We start from the raw sequence: 15,140 nt of genomic DNA on the forward strand, positions 1-15,140 counted from the left end.
AGCGGGGAGGTCGCTGGTCAAGTGGTCTGACCAGATACCGGCACCGTACCCTGGCAGGCGTGACCAGCAAGCTCGCCCCGCGGTACTGGGGCGGCCACCTGCTGGCGCTGGTCGCCGTCGCCATCGCGGTCTGGCTCGGCCTGTGGCAGTTCGGCGCCTGGCAGGCGCACCGCGACGCCCAGGCCGTCGACCTCACCAGCTCCGCCCCGGTGCCGCTGGCGGACGCGATCGGTCCCGACGACCCGTTCCCGGGCAACCGGGTCGGCCAGCCGGTCACCGTCTCCGGGACCTGGGTGCCCGACGGCACCGTCTACGTCTCCGGCCGGGAGCGGGCCGGGGTCGACGGCTACTGGGTGGTCACCCCGCTGGCGGTCGACGGCGCGGACGGCTCCGCGCTGCCCGTCGTGCGCGGCTGGGTCGCCGAGCCGGACCGGGCCCCGGCGCCTCCGACCGGCAGCGTCGAGCTCGAGGCCTGGCTCCAGCCGCCGGAGGGCACCGGCCAGGTCGACGACGACCCCACCGACGACGTCCTCCCCCAGCTGCGGATCGCCGACGTCATCCAGCACGTCGACCAGGACCTGTACGGCGCCTACGGGGTGGCCGAGCAGCCGGAGCCGGGGCTCGACGCGGCGACCCTCGAGCAGCTCCCGGACGTCGGTGCCCTCACCAGCATCCGCAACCTGCTCTACGCCGTCGAGTGGTGGTTCTTCGGCGCCTTCGCCGCGTTCATCTGGTGGCGGTGGGTGACCGAGACGACACCGGAGGAGGCCGCCGAGCAGGAGGCCGCCGACCCCTCGGGCGTGACTCCGTAGGCTGTCGGCGTGAAGCTGTTCCAGACCTACCGGGTGCTCGCGTTCGTCGTCGGCGTGCTGCTCGCCTTCTGCTCCTTCGTCGCCCTGCCGCTGCGCTACATCCCGGCCGAGGGCAGCGACCTCCAGCAGCTCGGCGAGACGATCAGCGTGATGTGGGTGGCGCACGGCTGGGCGTTCATGGCCTACGTGGTCGTCACCTTCCTGCTGGCCCGACGGCTGCGCTGGTCGATCGGCTTCACCGTGCTCAACCTCGCGGCCGGCCTGATCCCACTGCTGATCTTCTGGATGGAGCACCAGGTCAACCTCAAGGTCCGTGCCGAGCACCCCGAGCTCGTGGGACCCTCTCCCGTGTGAGCTGCGCCCGCGAGACCTGCGTCCGGGACGCCGCGTGACCACGGCGTTCGTGCTCGGCGGGGGCGGGGTCCTCGGCGCCGTCGAGGTCGGCATGCTCCGCGCGCTGCTCGAGCGCGACGTGCGCCCCGACCTGGTGCTCGGCACCAGCGTCGGTGCCCTCAACGGCGCGCTGGTCGCCCGCGACCCGGAGCCGACCGTCGTCGAGACCCTCACCTCGCTCTGGCGCCGGGCTGGGGAGTCGCCGTCCACCCCGGTGTACGGCGACAGCGCGCTGCGCACCGTGCGGCGGGCCATGTCGACCGGGACCCACCTGTGGTCGTCCGAGCCGCTGCGCCAGGCCCTCGACGAGGAGCTCGGCGACGTCACCTTCGAGGAGCTGCCGGTCCGGTTCCAGGTCTGTGCGGCGAGCATCGAGCGGGCCGCCGAGCACTGGTTCACCAGCGGCCGGGTCGTCGACGCGGTCGTCGCGAGCGCCGCCGTACCGGGCCTGCTGCCGCCGGCCGCCGTGGGGGACGAGCACTTCCTCGACGGCGGCATCGTCAACTCGATCCCGCTGGGCCGGGCGGTCCAGCTCGGGGCGACCCGGGTCTTCGTGCTGCAGGTGGGCAGGATCGACCGGCCGCTCACCGTCCCGCGCCGACCGTGGGAGGTCGCCCGGGTCTCCTTCGAGATCGCCCGGCGGCACCGCTTCAACCGGGAGCTCGCGGAGCTGCCCGACGGGGTCGAGGCGCACGTGCTCCCGGCCCGCGGGACGTCGTCGAAGGACGACACCCTCCTCGGGAGCCGCGACTTCGCCGGCGTCCAGCAGCGCATCGACGAGACCTACGCCGCGTCGGTGGCCTACCTCGACGAGCACCTGTGACCGCACCCGCGCGCACGCACCTGCGACGGACGCCCGGGAGCTGGGTGCTGCGCCGGCTGGTGCTCGCCCCGGTGACGGTCGGCCTCGTGACGCTGCTCTGGCTGACCCTGCCGGTGTGGCTGCTGGCCGCGGCCGCGCTGTCGCCGCTGGTGCCCGGCCGGCTGCGCCCGCTGCGGATCCTGTGGATCGCGATCGTCTACCTGACCTGCGAGGCGCTGCTCCTCGTGGTCATGTTCGGGCTCTGGGTGTCCTCCGGCTTCGGGTGGCGGCTGCGCACGCCGTACTTCGAGGGCATCCACTACGACCTGGTGCAGGGCACGATGTGGGTGTTCTTCCGCGAGGCGCGCCGCGTGCTGCGGCTGCGGATCGAGACCGAGGGACCGGCGCCGGACGCCTACCCGGGCCGCCCGATCCTGGTGTGCTGCCGGCACGCCGGGCCGGGTGACTCGTTCGTGCTGATCCACACCCTGATGGCCTGGTACGACCGCGAGCCGCGGGTCGTGCTCAAGGACACGCTGTCGTGGGACCCGGCCATCGACGTGCTGCTGCACCGGATCCCGGCGCGGTTCATCACCCCCAACCCGGGCGCGAGCGAGCAACTGGAGGACCAGATCGCGTCGCTGGCCGCGGGGCTGGACGAGAACGACGCCTTCGTGATCTTCCCCGAGGGCGGCAACTTCACCCCGCACCGCCGGCAGCGCGCGATCGACCGGCTCACCCGCCTCGGGCTGGACCGGATGGCCCAGCGCGCGGAGAAGATGATGAACGTCCTGGCGCCGCGCCCGGGCGGCTTCCTCGCCGCCCTCGACGCCGCCCCGGCGGCGGACGTGGTGCTGGTCGCCCACACCGGCCTCGACCACCTGGTCACCGTCGGCGACGTGTGGCGCGAGCTGCCGATGGACAAGCGGATCGTGATGCGCTGGTGGCAGGTGCCGCGCGACGAGATCCCGGCCGGCCGCGAGGAGCGCATCGACTGGCTGTTCGGCTGGTGGGAGCGCATCGACGCCTGGATCGACGTCAACCGCACCTAGGCGAGGAACGCGAACGGCGCGTCCCGCCCACGGTGGTGGGCAGGACGCGCCGTCGGCGCTGCTGGGTGCTGCTACTTCTTCGGCTCGTCCGCCACGTCGACGACCTCGGCCGGGTCGTCCGGCGTCGTCACGGGGTGGGGCGCCTCGGCCTGGTCGGCGATCGCCTCGTCGGGCGACGCGCCGGCCGCCTCGTCGGGGACAGCGGTCGGGCGCGGAGCCGGGGTCGGGGTGTACGACGACTGCCAGTTCTCACTCTCGCCGCCACCGCGCACCTTCTTGATGACCACGGCCGCGAGCGCCACGAGACCGGTGAGGACGAGCAGCTTCTTGACCTTGCCGCCCTTCTTCTTCTCGGGGGCGGCCACCTCCTCGACCTTGTCGGCCGCGGCGAGGGCGGCGTCGGCGGCCTTCTCGGCTGCGATCGCCGCGCCGGCGGCGATCTTCTCGGCCGCGATCGCTGCGCCGGACGCCACCGCGGGGCCGGCCTTGGCCTTGGCGTCCGCGAGGACGGGGGCGGCCTTGGCCCGCGCGTCCGCGAGCGCCGGGCCCGCCTTGTCCTTCGCCGTGGCCACGGCCGACTCGACCTGGGGCTTCACCTGGTCGACGTACTGGTTGACCGTGTCGCTCGCCTGGTCGAGGAAAGACTTGTTCTTGCGGAGACCCATATCGGTGGCACTTCCTCTCGTCGTGTCCTGCTCCATTCGATCATGACACCCGCGCCCGGTCCCAGGGACCTTGGTCGCCGGACTGGTCTGGTCGCAGGACTGACTGCTGGTCCGCCTTGGTACCCGTGCGAGGATCGGACGGCACAGACAGCGCGGTACGCCCGAGGTGTACCCACCGGACGCGAGAGGCACTCATGGCTGACCTGCAGGCGGTCCTCAAGACCAACCGGGGTGACATCACCCTCAACCTGTTCCCCGACCACGCTCCCGAGACGGTCGCGAACTTCACCGGCCTGGCGGAGGACACCAAGCCCTACGACGCCGGCAACGGTCGCAGCGGCCCCTTCTACGACGGCCTCACCTTCCACCGGGTGATCCCGGGCTTCATGATCCAGGGCGGCTGCCCGCTGGGCAGCGGCACCGGCGGCCCGGGCTACACCTTCAAGGACGAGCCGCACCCCGAGCTGGTCTTCGACAAGCCCTACCTGCTGGCCATGGCCAACGCCGGCCCGGGCACCAACGGCTCGCAGTTCTTCATCACCGTGGGCGCGACCACCTGGCTGAACTTCAAGCACACGATCTTCGGCGAGGTCGCCGACCAGGCCTCGCGCGACGTCGTCGACGCGATCGCCGGCACCGCGACCGGACCCGGCGACCGGCCGGTCGAGCCGGTGGTCATCGAGTCGGTCCAGATCGTCCGCGGCTGACCCCACCTGTCCGTGACCTCCTCTCCGACCCCTGAGACCGGGGTGCCGGTCTGCTACCGGCACCCCGGCCGGGAGTCGCACATCCGCTGCCAACGGTGCGGGCGACCGATCTGCCCGGACTGCATGCGGGACGCGGCGGTCGGGTTCCACTGCCCCGACTGCGTGGCCGAGGCGAAGCGGACCACGCGCAGCGCGCGGACGACGTACGGCGGGCTGCGCCCGACCAACGCGGCCCTGACCTCGATGGTGATCATCGGGATCAACGTCGCCGTGTGGCTCTCGATCCTGGTCACCGGCGGCTCCGGCAGCCGGCTGCTCGACTACCTCGAGCTGCGCCCCCGGGGCTTCTGCGACCTCGGGCAGGGCCTGATCAACATCCAGGTCGGCCAGGCGACCTGCACCAGCCACGGCGCGACCTGGATGCCGGGCGTCGCGGACGGCGCCTGGTGGCAGCTGGTCACCAGCGAGTTCACCCACGTCCAGGTGATGCACATCGCCTTCAACATGTTCGCGCTCTACGTCCTCGGGCCCCAGCTGGAGATGGTCGTCGGTCGGGCCCGGTTCCTGGCGGTCTACCTGATCTCGGCGCTCGCCGGCTCGGCGCTCGTCTACGCCGTCGGCCCGATCTACACGCCGACGGTGGGTGCGTCCGGAGCGATCTTCGGCCTCATGGGTGCGCTGCTCGTGGTCCTGCTCAAGATGCGGGTCAACCCGCAGGGCATCCTGGTGTGGATCGGCATCAACTTCCTGCTGACCTTCACCGTCAGCGGCATCTCGTGGCAGGGCCACCTCGGCGGCTTCCTCGGCGGTGTCGCCGCGGCCGCGGTGCTGGTCTACGCACCCCGCGGCCCGCGCCGGACGACGGTCCAGGTGGCTGGCCTGGTCGCCCTCTCCGCCGTGCTCGTCGTCGTGATCGCGCTGCGCACCGCCGCGCTGACCTGACCCGCCCCGGCGTCGCGGCCCGGACGTCATACGGGGTGGCTGCTCGGGCGACCGGTTCGTATGACGTTCCGGTGGCAGCGCGCGGACGTCATACGTGGTGGCTGTTCGGGGGACCGGTTCGTATGACGTCCCTGCGGCGGCGGCCGGGCGTCATGCGGGGTGGTGGTCGGGGGGACCGGTTCGTATGACGTCCCAGTGGCCGCGCGCGGACGTCATACGGGGTGGCTGCTCGGGCGACCGGTTCGTATGACGTGCCGACGGCCGCGCGCGGACGTCATGCGAGGTGGCTGTTCGGGGGACCGGTTCGGATGACGTCCCGAGGCGCGCCGGCCGGGGCCCGCTGAGTGCACAGCTGTGGAATCACCTGTGGAGAACTACACGTATGTAGTTCTCCACAGGTTGTCCCCAGATGTGGAAATGCCGGACGCCGGCCGGCCCCCAGGGGGACCGACCGGCGTCGGGTGCGATCGGACGTCGCGCGCGCTGGCGCGTCCTCACTCCCAGCGGGTGGCGAAGGTGAAGCCGACGGCCATGAAGCCGATGCCGACGAACAGGTTCTTCTGGCCCAGGTCGTTGATGACCGGGATGTTCGAGAGGTCGTTGCTGAAGACGTAGTAGGTGCAGATCCACAGCAGGCCGATGAGGAAGCAGCCGAGCATGCCGACGACCACGCCGCGGCCGCGGCCCAGCGGGGTGGAGGGGTGGGCGGAGACGATCAGGCCCACGAACAGCAGCCCGAAGCCGATCAGGTAGTTCCAGTTGCCGAGGTCGGCCATGAAGGCGGGCTTGCCCGGGTCCGGCGCCGGGATCGTCGTCGGGTCGACCCGGACCACGACGTAGTAGTAGGCCATCCAGGCGATGCCGCCGAGCATGAGGACGAGGGCGACGATGAAACGCGGGGAGAGGACGGGACCCCGGGCGGGGGCGAGCGGGTCGAGCTTGGCCTTGGCCACGGGTGCTCCTCGATCGTGATGGTGCATTGGCTCCGCGCTACCTTAGTCGGCGTGACCGGGGGATCGCATGCGCGGGGGCCGGAGTCCGACGACGTCGGCTCCGGGTCGTCGCGACGTCGCCGCCTCCGGCTGCCCTCCCGGCCGCAGCCGCGCCGCCCCCGTGGAGCCTGGCGGATCGGGACACCGGTCGTGGTGCTGCTCTGCGGCGGGCTCTTCGTGGTCAGTGCCGCCAACAGCGACGGCACCGACCTGCGACCGGGCCGCTACACCGATCTCGCCTCCCTGGTGAAGGACGAGTCCGACCAGTACGACGCCCTCCGCGAGCGGGTCGCGGACCTCGACTCCCAGGTGCAGACCCTGAGCGCCTCCCTGAGCGACAAGGACGTGCGGCGCTTCCACCAGCGGGTCGCCGAGCTCAAGGACCCGGCCGGGCTGGTGCCGCGCACCGGACCCGGCGTCACCATCACGCTCTCCGACGCCCCCGAGGACGTCATCAACTCCACGACCGGCGACGTCAACCTGCTCCTGGTGCACCAGCAGGACATCCAGGCGGTCGTGAACGCCCTCTGGCGCGGCGGCGCCACCGCCGTCACCGTCCAGGGTCAGCGGATCGTCTCGACGACCGGCATCAAGTGCGAGGGCAACGCGGTCCAGCTCCAGGGCGTGCCCTACCCCCAGCCCTACGTGATCTCGGCCGTCGGCGACCAGGGCGAGCTGCTGACCTCCATCGAGGAGGACGACTACCTCCAGGCCTACCGCGAGCAGGCGGCCGACCCCGCGATCTCGGTCGGCTGGGACCTCCAGCTGGAGTCGACGGTCGTCGCCCCGGCGTACGACGGCCTGCTGGACCTCAGCTACGCCGTCCCGATCGACGACGCGTCGTCGTCCGGCTGACCCGGTCCGCGGCCCGCCCCGGCACGGCTGCCGGCTGCTGGCGGGGCAGCAGCGTGGGGCTCTCGGTCGGGCTCTCCGACGGGCTGGGCGAGGTCGAGTCGGTGGGGCTCGGCGACCCCGACGGCTCCACGAACGTGGACACCAGGATCGTCACCGTGGATCCCTGGGCGGGCGTCTCCCCGGCGGCCGGGCTCTGGTCGGTGACGGTCCCCTTCGGCTCGGTGGAGCTGCTGTCGGGGATCACCCGCGGCTCGAAGCCGGCGGCGCGGATCCGGTTCTTCGCCTGCCCCTCGAGCAGGCCGACCACGTTCGGGACCTCCTCGGGACCGTCGGAGTAGAAGACGGTGACGTCGCTGCCGGGGTCGAGCTGGGTGTTGGCGCCCGGGTCGGTGCGCAGCACCTGGTCGGCCGGCTCGTCGGAGTCCTCCTCCTTCAGCGTGACCGAGAAGCGGTACGGGTCGCTCTCCAGCTGGCGCTGCGCGTCGTCCTTGTCGAGGCCGACGACCGACGGCATGGCGACCTGGGCCTCACCGAGAGAGACGACGAGGTCGACCACCGAGTCGGGGTCGACGTAGGTGTCGGCCTCGGGGTCCTGGCTGATGACCTTGCCCGCCTCGACGGTGTCGCTGTTCTTGCGGTCGATGGTGCCGACCGCCAGCCCGGCGTCGCCGATCGCGGCGCGCGCCTGGTTCTCGGTCTTGCCGATGACGTTGGGGGCGGGGACCTGCTCGGGTGCGGACTCGAAGAGCCGCGGCATCAGGTACGCCGCGCCGGCGATCAGCACGACCAGCAGCAGGCCGAGCGCGACGAGCAGGCCGGTGCGGCTGCGCGGCTCCTCGTCCTCCTCGGGCGGCGGCGGGAGCGTGGTGACCGCGGTGGGGTAGGTCGGGGGCGGCGGCGCCGGCACCGGCGGGGGGATCGGCGCCTGCACGGGACGGCCGGCGAGGTAGCGCTCGATGTCGGCCCGCATCGCGGCGGCCGACTGGTAGCGGTCCTCGACCCGCTTGGCCAGCGCCTTCATCACGATCGCGTCGACCTCCGGCGGCAGCGCGGTGTCGTGGTCCGACGGGGGTACGGCGGGCTCGCGGACGTGCTGGTAGGCGACCGCCACCGGGCTGTCGCCGACGAACGGCGGCCGCCCGGTGAGGAGCTCGTAGAGCAGGCAGCCGGCGGAGTAGACGTCCGAGCGCGAGTCGACGGTCTCGCCGCGCGCCTGCTCCGGCGAGAGGTACTGCGCGGTGCCGACGACCGCGGCGGTCTGGGTCATCGTGGACGCCGCGTCGCTGACGGCACGGGCGATGCCGAAGTCCATCACCTTGACGTCGCCGGTGGGGGTGAGCATCACGTTGCCGGGCTTGATGTCGCGGTGGATGATCCCCGCGCGGTGGCTGTAGTCCAGCGCCGACAGCACGCCGCTGGTGATCTCGAGGGCGCGCTCGGGGAGGATCTTGCGGCCCTCGCGCAGGATGTCGCGCAGGGTCCGCCCGGCGACGTACTCCATCACGATGTAGGGCTGGGACACGCCCGAGCCGTCGGCGGCCGGCTCCTCGCCGGTGTCGTAGACCGCGACGATCGCCGGGTGGTTGAGCGAGGCCGCTGACTGGGCCTCGCGGCGGAACCGCGCCTGGAAGGTCGCGTCGCTCGCGAGGTCGGTGCGCAGCCGCTTCACCGCGACCACCCGGCCCAGCCGGGTGTCGGTGCCCTTGCGCACCTCGGCCATGCCGCCGCGGCCCAGCAGCTCACCGAGCTCGTAGCGGCCGCCGACGACGGTCGGCTGTTGGTTCGTCATCGGGGATCAGCCTGCCTGACTGGGCGTGGTGCTGGCGGGAGGCGACACCGCCGCGCCGGAGGCCGGTGCGGACGCCGCCGCGCTCGGGCTCGGGGAGGCGGTGTCCGTCGGGGTGGGCGTGGGGGTGTCCGTCGGGGTGGGTGTGGGGGTCGGCGTCGGGGTCGGCGTCGGCGTCGGCGTGTCCGTCGGGGTCGGCGTCGGCGTCGGGGTGGGGGTCGGGGTCGGGGAGCTCGTCGTCGGCGGCTCGCTGGTCGGCTCGGACGGGCTGCTCGAGGTGTCGCTCGACGACGGCGTCCGGCTCGGCTGGTCGGTCGGCTCGTCGTCGCCGTTGGCGTGGGCGACGAGGTAGATCGCCAGGACCGCGACGAGGACCACGGCGATCACCGCCAGCACCGGCCAGAGCGCGTTCTTGCGCTTGACCTGCTCGTCGTCCTCGGGCTGGTGGCCGGCGGTGGGCCCGGCGTGGGTGGGGGGCACCGGAGGGACGACCGGAGGCATCACCTGGGTGCTCTCCACCGAAGGCACGGCGGCGACCTGGGTCGCCGCCGTCGCGGGGTCGCGCAGCGCCGCGGCGAGGGCCGCGCCGTCGGCGTACCGGTCCTGGGGGAGCTTCGCCATCGCGCGCCGGACGACGACCGCGAGGTCGGCCGGGACCGACGGGGGCAGCTCGGGGACCGGCTCGCGCAGGTGGGCCAGCGCGGTGGCGACGGCGGTGTCGGCGACGTAGGGGCGGTGACCGGCGAGGCACTCGAACGCCACGACGCCGAGGGAGTAGACGTCCGAGGCCGGGGTCGAGGTCTGGCCCTGCGCCTGCTCCGGCGAGAGGTACTGCGGGGTGCCCATCACCTCGCCGGTCTGGGTCAGCCCGATGCCCTCGGCGGCCCGGGCGATCCCGAAGTCGGTCACCTTGACCTGGCGCTCTGGGGTGACCAGCAGGTTCGCCGGCTTCACGTCGCGGTGCACGATCCCGGCGGCGTGCGCCGCCGCGAGCCCGTCGGCCGCCTGGGCGAGCAGGTCGCGGACCGCGTCGGGGTCGAGCGGGGTCTCGGGGCGCAGCAGCGCGGAGAGCGGCTGCCCGTCGACCAGCTCCATCACGAGGTAGGGGCGGTGCGCGCCCGAGCCGTCGGTCGCCGGCGTCTCGCCGAAGTCGTAGACAGCCGCGATGTTCGGGTGGTGCAGGGACGCGGCATGACGCGCCTCGACCTCGAACCGGGTGCGGAACGACGGGTCGTCGGCGTACTCGGGCTTGAGCAGCTTGATCGCCACCGCACGGCCGAGCGTGGTGTCGGTCGCCCGCCACACCTCGCCCATGCCGCCGGTCGCGAGCCGCGCCTCGAGGCGGTACCGCCGTTCGCCGTCCGCGAAGGTCTCTCCGGGCTGGTCGCTCACTTGATCACCGCCTCCATCACTGCCTTGGCGATCGGTCCGCCGAGCAGGCCGCCCGCGATCTCGCTGCGAGGGATGTCGGCGTTCTGGATCATCACCGCCACCGCGACCTGGGGGTCGTCGGCCGGTGCGTACGAGATGAACCACGCGTACGGCGACCGGTCGGTCTGCCCGGTCTGGGCGGTGCCGGTCTTGCCGGCGACCTGGACGCCCGGGATCGCCGCGGGCGAGGCGGTGCCGTTGTCGACGGTCGCCACCATCAGCTTGGTGACCTCGCTCGCCGTGGTCGAGGAGACCGCCTTCGACAGCTCCTGCGGCTCGGTCTTGTCGAGCACGTCGAGGTCGGCGGACTGCTCCTCGTCGACGATGTAGGGGCGCATCACGGTGCCGCCGTTGGCGAGCCCGGCCGCCACCATCGCCATCTGGAGCGGTGTGGCGGAGACGTCGAACTGGCCGAACCCGGTCTGCCCGAGCTGCGCGTCGTCGATGTCGGTCGGGAAGACCGACTCCGCCTGCGGGGTCAGCTCGTCGAAGTAGTGGCTGTTGAACCCGAAGCCCTCGGCGGTCTCGGCCATGTCGTCGGCCCCGACCTGCCCGGCGATCTGGGCGAAGGAGGTGTTGCAGGACTGCTCCATCGCCTGGGTGAAGGGGATCTTCGACCCGTTCGCGCCGCAGGAGCGGCCCTCGTTGTCGATCAGGCCGGTCTCTCCCCGGGTGAGCGGCAGCTGGTAGGTCACGCCGCCGGGGACCAGGTCGTCGGCCTTGTAGAGGCCCTTCTCGATCGCGGCCGCGGCGGTGACGACCTTGAAGGTCGAGCCGGGGGGCAGCCGGGTCTGGATCGCCCGGTTGAGCAGCGGCTCGGCCGGGTCGGCGTTGAGCGTCTTGAAGTCCTCGGTGACCTGCGCCAGGTCGTGCGAGGCGAGCTTGTTGGGGTCGTAGGTCGGCAGCGACACCATCGCCAGGATCTTGCCGGTGTCAGGCTCGATCGCCACGACCGCCCCCTGCACGCCGGCACCGAGGCCCTTGAGCCCGTTGTACGCCGCCGCCTGCGCGTCGGGGTCGACGGTCAGCAGCACGTTGCCGCCCTGCGGCGGGTCGTTGCTGATCAGGTCGACGAGCTTGGTGACGAACAGCCGCGAGTCCTCGCCCGACAGGACGTCGTTCTGGGTCCGCTCGATCCCGGTGGAGCTGTAGTAGGAGAACCAGCCGGTGATCGGGGCGTACTGCAGCGGCGCCGGGTAGGTGCGCTGGTACTGGTACTCGTCGTGCGACTTCACGCTCTTCGCGACCGCGTCGTTGCGGCCCACGAGGATCGCGCCGCGCTCGCGGGAGTACGACGCCACCAGCTCGCGCCGGTTGCGCGGGTCGTCGTCCAGCTTGCCGGCCTTCCAGTACTGCAGGTAGGTCGCGTTCACCATCAGCGCCAGGAACAGCAGCAGGCAGAAGATCGAGATCGTCCGGATCGGCTTGTTCATCGCGGCATCACCGTCATCACGTCGTCCATCACAGCTTCACGACCTGAGTGGCGTCTGAGTCGATGGCCGCGGTGTCGTCGGACAGCTGCGGAGCGGGGCGGCGGGCCTGGTCGGAGATGCGCAGCAGCAGCGCGATGATCACCCAGTTCGCGATCAGCGAGGAGCCGCCGTAGGAGAGGAAGGGGGTGGTGAGGCCGGTGAGCGGGATCAGCCCGGTGACGCCGCCCACGACGACGAACACCTGGAGCGCGAACACGCTCCCGAGGCCGGTCGCGAGCAGCTTGCCGAAGCCGTCGCGGCAGATGAGCGCGGTGCGCAGCGCCCGCTCGACGATCAGGCCGTACATCATGATCACGGCGATGACCGCGGTGAGCCCGAGCTCCTCGCCGATCGCGGCGAGGATGAAGTCGGAGTTGGCGTAGGGGATCCGGAACGGGTCGCCGTCGCCGAAGCCGCGGCCGATCAGACCGCCCCAGCCGAGGCCGAACATCGCCTCCACCGGCTGGTAGGAGAGGTCCCCGTTGGTGTTGTAGTAGTCGAACGGGTGCAGCCAGATGTCGAACCGGATCCGCACGTGCCCGAACAGGTAGTAGGCGAGCGTCGCGCCGCCCACGAACAGCAGGCTCCCGACGACCAGCCAGCCGGGTCGCTCCGTGGCGACGTACAGCATGATCAGGAAGACCCCGAAGAACAGCAGGCTCGAGCCGAGGTCGTGCTGGAACACCAGGATGCCGAGGCTGACCAGCCACATCGCCAGGATCGGGCCGAGGTCGCGCCCGCGGGGCAGGTCGATGAAGAGCACCCGGCGCCCGGCGAGCGCCAGCGCGTCGCGGTGCAGGACGAGGTAGCCGGCGAAGGCGATGACCAGCAGCACCTTGGCGACCTCGCCGGGCTGGAAGCTGAACGGGCCCAGGTGGATCCAGATCCGGGCCCCGTTGATGGTGCGGCCGATGCCGGGCAGCATCGGCAGGAGCAGCAGCACGATCGCGGCCAGCCCGCTGGTGTAGGTGAAGCGCTGGAGCACGCGGTGGTCGCGGAGCAGGACCAAGGTGGCGATGAACAGCCCGACCCCGAGGGTCATCCAGATCAGCTGTTGCTGGGCGAAGCCGTGCGGCTTGCCGGCGTCCTCCGCGGCCAGGTCGAGGCGGTGGATGACGGCGAGGCCGAGCCCGTTCAGTGCACCGACGACGGGCAGCAGCACCGGGTCGGCGTACGGCGCCACCAGGCGGATCACCACGTGGGAGCCGATCAGCAGCGCGGCCAGCCACCCGCCGTACGCGAACAGGTTGGCGGGGACCTCCTGGTCGACACCGAGGCCGACGGCGACGTAGGCGCCGATCCCGACGGCGAGGGAGAGGACGAGCAGGAACAGCTCCGCGCCCCGGCGGCGCCGGTGCACGAAGCCCATCAGGGTGCTCTGCTGGGGCATCAGCCCGACGCCCCCGTGTCGGTGGTCCCGGTGGCGGTCTCGTCCGGGGTCTGCCGGGCCGCGAGGTCGCGGACCTTGGCCTCGGCGTCGGCGAGGTTGTCGTAGGCGATGCCCTCGCGGACCCGGTCGGCCTCGATCTCGCTGAGCCGGTCCAGCGAGACGTCGGTGGTCTCGTAGGGGTCGGAGAGCGCGAGGCCGGCGAGCTCGGTGTTGATGCCACGGAAGATGACGACGCTGCCGTCCTGCTCGCCGACGTAGTACTGCTGCTGGGTCCACGACCACGCCCAGGCGAGGCCGATCCAGACCAGGCCCACGAGGACGAGGGTGGCGAGGATCCGCTTGAGCCACACGAAGCGACGCGGCGCCCGGGGCGCGTAGCGCGCCTCCTCGGGGTCGATCGGGTCGGCGGTGATCGCGTGGTCGCGCACGTCGTCGGGGATGTCGGCCAGGACCGGCTCGAGCTCGCCGGTGTCGCCGGAGCGGTGGCCGCGGAACAGCCCGCCCATGCCGCCGCGGCGCTGGAGCCGGCGCTCGGCGGCGGCCCCGACCACGAGCGGCTCGGTCGCCTCGCCCGGCCCGGCCGGGGTCTCGGCGGGGACCGCGTCGGCGACCAGGCAGGTGACGTTGTCGGAGCTGCCCGCCTCCAGGCTGGCGCGGACCAGCTCGACGGCGGCGTACTCGGGGCTGCCGCTGCTGAGGATGTCCGCGAGCCGGCCGTCCGGCAGCACCCCGCTCGCGCCGTCGCTGCACAGCAGCAGGCGGTCACCGGCGGCGAGCTCGATGACGAACAGGTCCGGCTCGGCCTCGTGGACGCCGTCGAGGGCCTTGAGGATCAGGTTGCGGTTGGGGTGGACCCGCGCCTCGTCGGCGGTGATCCGGCCCTCGTCGATGAGCGTCTGGACGAAGGTGTGGTCGGCGGTGAGCTGGGTGATCTCGCCGCTGCGGTAGAGGTAGGCGCGGCTGTCGCCCACGTGGCCGAGGCCGACCCGGGCGCCGTCGAAGAGCGCCAGCGTGGCGGTCGTGCTGGTGCCGTTGAGCGCCGGGTCCTCGTCGACCAGCTCGCCGATCCGGTCGTGCGCACGGTGCAGCGCTCCCGCGACCCGGCCGAGCAGGTCGTGGTCGGGGTCGTCGGTGGGCGGCACGTCGATCTTGCGCAGCTGGGAGATCGCGGTCGCCGAGGCGATGTCGCCACGGGCAGCGCCCCCGACGCCGTCGCACACCGCGAGCAGCCACGGGCCGACGTACCCGGAGTCCTGGTTGTCCTTGCGGACCCGGCCGACGTCGGAGACCGCCGCGAACCGCAGGCGGAGGGTCGCGGTGGGCTCAGGGGTGCCCTCGGGGCTGGCCGTCATGCCCGGTTACTTCCTGAGCTCCAGGACGGTCTTCCCGATGCGGACCTGGGTGCCGAGCGTGATCGTGGTGGGCTGGGTGATCCGCACCGTGCCGACGTAGGTGCCGTTGGTCGAGCCGAGGTCCTCGACGAACCACTGCTCGCCGGACGCCGCGATCCGGGCGTGCCGGGTGGAGACGTAGTCGTCGTCGAGCCGGATCGCCGCGTCGGACCCGCGGCCGATGAGGATCGGCGCCTGCGCCAGGTCGGCGCGGGCACCGACGTTCGACCCGGCCGTCACGGCGACGTGGGTCGGGGCGCCGCGCCGCTTGCTCGTCGGCTTCGGCGGCTTCGGGGCCTTGCCGGCGCGCTCGCCTCGACCGCCGCGCGCTGCCTCGGGGACCCGGGCGCCGAACATGTCGGAGCGGATCACCGAGATCGCCGACAGCACGAAGATCCAGAGGATCGCCAGGTAGGCGATGCGGATCAGGAACAGCGTGAGCTCGGACAA

15 protein-coding genes are annotated in these 15,140 nt (G+C 72.3%); 7 read left to right on the top strand and 8 right to left on the bottom strand.

Annotated elements, in window-relative coordinates; translation table 11 throughout:
* Positions 1 to 59: 59 nt before the first annotated feature.
* Genes ACILQ5_RS11395 through ACILQ5_RS11410 form a run of 4 tightly spaced genes read left to right on the top strand, consistent with a single transcriptional unit; the run spans position 60 to position 3,059 of the window.
* Positions 60 to 812: an SURF1 family protein gene (locus ACILQ5_RS11395; protein WP_395658114.1), complete on the top strand. Its 753-nt coding sequence runs from the start codon at positions 60 to 62 to the stop codon at positions 810 to 812.
* 9 nt (positions 813 to 821) lie between these two features.
* Positions 822 to 1,166: a DUF3817 domain-containing protein gene (locus ACILQ5_RS11400; RefSeq protein ID WP_395658115.1), complete on the top strand. Its 345-nt coding sequence runs from the start codon at positions 822 to 824 to the stop codon at positions 1,164 to 1,166.
* A 34-nt stretch (positions 1,167 to 1,200) separates the two neighbouring features.
* On the top strand, positions 1,201 to 2,028 hold the full coding sequence (locus ACILQ5_RS11405) for a patatin-like phospholipase family protein (RefSeq protein WP_395658116.1): 828 nt from the start codon (positions 1,201 to 1,203) through the stop codon (positions 2,026 to 2,028).
* The gene (locus ACILQ5_RS11410; RefSeq protein WP_395658117.1) at positions 2,025 to 3,059 is read left to right on the top strand and encodes a 1-acyl-sn-glycerol-3-phosphate acyltransferase; all 1,035 of its coding nucleotides are present in this window, start codon (positions 2,025 to 2,027) and stop codon (positions 3,057 to 3,059) included. The genes ACILQ5_RS11405 and ACILQ5_RS11410 overlap by 4 nt, the downstream gene beginning before the upstream one ends.
* A gap of 71 nt (positions 3,060 to 3,130) precedes the next feature.
* Here ACILQ5_RS11410 and ACILQ5_RS11415 read toward each other — a convergent pair whose 3' ends face one another.
* Positions 3,131 to 3,724, bottom strand: a complete 594-nt coding sequence (locus ACILQ5_RS11415) for a hypothetical protein (protein WP_395658118.1) — start codon at positions 3,722 to 3,724, stop codon at positions 3,131 to 3,133.
* A 194-nt stretch (positions 3,725 to 3,918) separates the two neighbouring features.
* Here ACILQ5_RS11415 and ACILQ5_RS11420 point away from each other — a divergent pair, with 194 nt between their 5' ends.
* Positions 3,919 to 4,431 carry a peptidylprolyl isomerase gene (locus tag ACILQ5_RS11420; protein ID WP_395658119.1) on the top strand — a complete coding sequence of 171 codons (513 nt, stop codon included), beginning with the start codon at positions 3,919 to 3,921 and terminating at the stop codon, positions 4,429 to 4,431.
* Positions 4,432 to 4,554: 123 nt separating this feature from the next.
* Positions 4,555 to 5,373 (top strand): rhomboid family intramembrane serine protease, encoded by an 819-nt coding sequence (locus ACILQ5_RS11425; protein WP_395658120.1) that lies wholly within the window; start codon positions 4,555 to 4,557, stop codon positions 5,371 to 5,373.
* 494 nt (positions 5,374 to 5,867) lie between these two features.
* On the opposite strand, the gene ACILQ5_RS11430 is transcribed toward ACILQ5_RS11425, so the two are convergent.
* Entirely contained in the window at positions 5,868 to 6,326 is a 459-nt protein-coding gene (locus ACILQ5_RS11430) for a cell division protein CrgA (RefSeq protein ID WP_395658121.1), read from the bottom strand.
* Between the two features lie 51 nt (positions 6,327 to 6,377).
* Here ACILQ5_RS11430 and ACILQ5_RS11435 point away from each other — a divergent pair, with 51 nt between their 5' ends.
* Positions 6,378 to 7,220: a DUF881 domain-containing protein gene (locus ACILQ5_RS11435; protein ID WP_395658122.1), complete on the top strand. Its 843-nt coding sequence runs from the start codon at positions 6,378 to 6,380 to the stop codon at positions 7,218 to 7,220.
* Here the strand turns inward: ACILQ5_RS11435 and pknB are convergent.
* From pknB to ACILQ5_RS11465, 6 genes are read right to left on the bottom strand one after another with little or no spacing between them, the layout of a single operon-like run.
* A complete protein-coding gene (pknB, locus tag ACILQ5_RS11440; RefSeq protein WP_395658123.1) occupies positions 7,177 to 9,009 on the bottom strand; it encodes a Stk1 family PASTA domain-containing Ser/Thr kinase in 1,833 nt (610 codons plus the stop codon). The two genes, ACILQ5_RS11435 and pknB, sit on opposite strands and share 44 nt — an antisense overlap.
* Positions 9,010 to 9,015: 6 nt before the next feature.
* Positions 9,016 to 10,398 carry a serine/threonine-protein kinase gene (locus tag ACILQ5_RS11445; protein WP_395658124.1) on the bottom strand — a complete coding sequence of 461 codons (1,383 nt, stop codon included), beginning with the start codon at positions 10,396 to 10,398 and terminating at the stop codon, positions 9,016 to 9,018.
* Positions 10,395 to 11,870 (bottom strand): peptidoglycan D,D-transpeptidase FtsI family protein, encoded by a 1,476-nt coding sequence (locus tag ACILQ5_RS11450; RefSeq protein ID WP_395658125.1) that lies wholly within the window; start codon positions 11,868 to 11,870, stop codon positions 10,395 to 10,397. The genes ACILQ5_RS11445 and ACILQ5_RS11450 overlap by 4 nt, the downstream gene beginning before the upstream one ends.
* Before the next feature lie 28 nt (positions 11,871 to 11,898).
* Positions 11,899 to 13,299 carry an FtsW/RodA/SpoVE family cell cycle protein gene (locus tag ACILQ5_RS11455; protein ID WP_395658126.1) on the bottom strand — a complete coding sequence of 467 codons (1,401 nt, stop codon included), beginning with the start codon at positions 13,297 to 13,299 and terminating at the stop codon, positions 11,899 to 11,901.
* On the bottom strand, positions 13,299 to 14,651 hold the full coding sequence (locus ACILQ5_RS11460) for a PP2C family protein-serine/threonine phosphatase (RefSeq protein WP_395658127.1): 1,353 nt from the start codon (positions 14,649 to 14,651) through the stop codon (positions 13,299 to 13,301). The genes ACILQ5_RS11455 and ACILQ5_RS11460 overlap by 1 nt, the downstream gene beginning before the upstream one ends.
* A gap of 6 nt (positions 14,652 to 14,657) precedes the next feature.
* Entirely contained in the window at positions 14,658 to 15,140 is a 483-nt protein-coding gene (locus ACILQ5_RS11465) for an FHA domain-containing protein (RefSeq protein ID WP_395658128.1), read from the bottom strand.

The sequence above is a fragment of the Nocardioides sp. genome, assembly GCF_044226305.1.
Classification (GTDB): domain Bacteria; phylum Actinomycetota; class Actinomycetes; order Propionibacteriales; family Nocardioidaceae; genus Nocardioides.

Excerpts from the sequence above, each read along its gene's own strand:
- ACILQ5_RS11450 (WP_395658125.1), bottom strand. The coding sequence starts at position 11,870 with ATGAACAAGCCGATCCGGACGATCTCGATCTTCTGCCTGCTGCTGTTC.
- ACILQ5_RS11415 (WP_395658118.1), bottom strand. The coding sequence starts at position 3,724 with ATGGGTCTCCGCAAGAACAAGTCTTTCCTCGACCAGGCGAGCGACACG.
- ACILQ5_RS11425 (WP_395658120.1), top strand. The coding sequence starts at position 4,555 with ATGCGGGACGCGGCGGTCGGGTTCCACTGCCCCGACTGCGTGGCCGAG.
- pknB (WP_395658123.1), bottom strand. The coding sequence starts at position 9,009 with ATGACGAACCAACAGCCGACCGTCGTCGGCGGCCGCTACGAGCTCGGT.
- ACILQ5_RS11420 (WP_395658119.1), top strand. The coding sequence starts at position 3,919 with ATGGCTGACCTGCAGGCGGTCCTCAAGACCAACCGGGGTGACATCACC.
- ACILQ5_RS11455 (WP_395658126.1), bottom strand. The coding sequence starts at position 13,299 with ATGCCCCAGCAGAGCACCCTGATGGGCTTCGTGCACCGGCGCCGCCGG.
- ACILQ5_RS11460 (WP_395658127.1), bottom strand. The coding sequence starts at position 14,651 with ATGACGGCCAGCCCCGAGGGCACCCCTGAGCCCACCGCGACCCTCCGC.